The sequence below is a fragment of the Mycobacterium uberis genome, from assembly GCF_003408705.1.
Taxonomy (GTDB): Bacteria; Actinomycetota; Actinomycetes; order Mycobacteriales; family Mycobacteriaceae; genus Mycobacterium; species Mycobacterium uberis.
In genome coordinates this window covers 1-1513 of the sequence record NZ_QAYL01000047.1, presented here as the reverse complement: position 1 = coordinate 1513, position 1513 = coordinate 1, and the positions used below count along the sequence as shown (strand labels likewise).

Genomic DNA, 1513 nt, shown 5'->3' with positions numbered 1-1513 from the left:
GCGCTGGTCTTCATCAAAATGAGGTGAAGGCTAGCGCATGTACCGTAAGGGGCGACGGTCTTGCATCACGACATCACCATGGTCACACTGGCTAGACTCTCCCCAGATAAGAACAGACCAAAACCTCGCTTCAACACCACCAACCAACAACACAACACTAGCGAGTTTTAACTTCGACGAAGGGCGGACGTGAGGCATATATCTCGGCAAGGAACTGCTCGACGGCGACTGCGGCATGCGCTGCCCGGACTGACCCGAAAATATCGAAAGCATGTTGAGCACAAGGTAATTCGGCGTAGACCACAGGCTGGCGGCTAATTTTGCGTAGTCGCGCGGTAAAGCTGCGCGCTTGCTCGACCGGGACCAATGAGTCGTTGCGGCCGTGTAGAACAAAAAACGCCGGTGCGTCTTGACCGATGTGAGCGATCGGCGATGCAAAGCGAAAATCATGCGGATGATCGCTGCGCTTCCGCTTGAACACGTACTTCTGCACCATCGGCAGCATCATCGGATGCATCGAGTTGATCGGACCGGTGAAATCATAAACACCGTAGAATGGGACAGCCGCTTGCACACGAGTGTCGGCCGTTTCGAAACCCGGCTGAAACTGAGGGTCGTTGGGGGTTAGCGCAGCAAGAGAACACAGATGCCCACCGGCCGAGCCACCGGTGATCACAATCCAGTCCGGGTCACCGCCGTACTCGGCAATGCGCTCCTTGGTCCACACGATCGCACGCTTGACGTCGATGATCTGATCTGGCCAGGTGGACCGCGGGCTAAGTCGGTAGTTGATCGCCACGCAAACCCAACCCAGTTCGGTCAAATGACTCATCAGCGGGTGTGCTTGTCCACGTTTGTTTCCGACCATCCAGGCACCTCCGGGAACCTGCAATAGCACCGGAGCCCTTCCGTCACGGTCAAGGTCGGGACGTCGCCAGATGTCGAGATGGTTCCTGGAGCCGCACTGCCCGTAACTGACGTCGGTGTCATGCACGTAGTCGCGATAGATACGTAACATTCGCGCAACACCGGGTTTCTTCGCAGTGGCGCCACCGGGTGCGGGCCGAGTCCACAAATCACCCACCTCAGTAAGACGTCCGGAGCCCAATCCCACGTCCAATGCCGCCGCCAACGGCTCGTTGGCCCTGTGTCCGATGCGACACAGACCCCATAGCCCCAGCCAAGACAGTGCCGACGTCAGCCAGCTAAATCGACGTATACGCGTTGACAGCCGGCGCGATACCACCATCAGCGTCGCTAGCTGGACGCCGAACACCTGAGCAGGAAGTTCCGAAGCGAGCAGGCCAGAACCGAACGCGTACACCGAGCCGTAACCATGCCTGGTCAACGGCCGATAACCATTGGCAGTGAACGCGATCCCCAGCATAGACGCCAACACGGCTACCAATCTCGACACGGCAATCCTTGAAGTTTGTAGTTGCAGTTACTTCGTGTTGTTACATTGTGCTGTGGCCTTGGTGGGTCGGGTGAGGCAGTATGTCGATTGCTGGCC

1 protein-coding gene is annotated in these 1513 nt (G+C 57.7%); it reads right to left on the bottom strand.

Annotation, left to right across the window (positions count from 1 at the left end):
* Positions 1 to 157: 157 nt before the first annotated feature.
* Positions 158 to 1387, bottom strand: coding sequence for an alpha/beta hydrolase (locus MUBE_RS14425; protein ID WP_116541064.1), 1230 nt, complete (start codon positions 1385 to 1387; stop codon positions 158 to 160).
* Positions 1388 to 1513 lie beyond the last annotated feature (126 nt).

Coding starts and splice junctions, on each gene's coding strand:
- MUBE_RS14425 (WP_116541064.1), bottom strand. CDS start 1,387: ATGCTGGGGATCGCGTTCACTGCCAATGGTTATCGGCCGTTGACCAGG.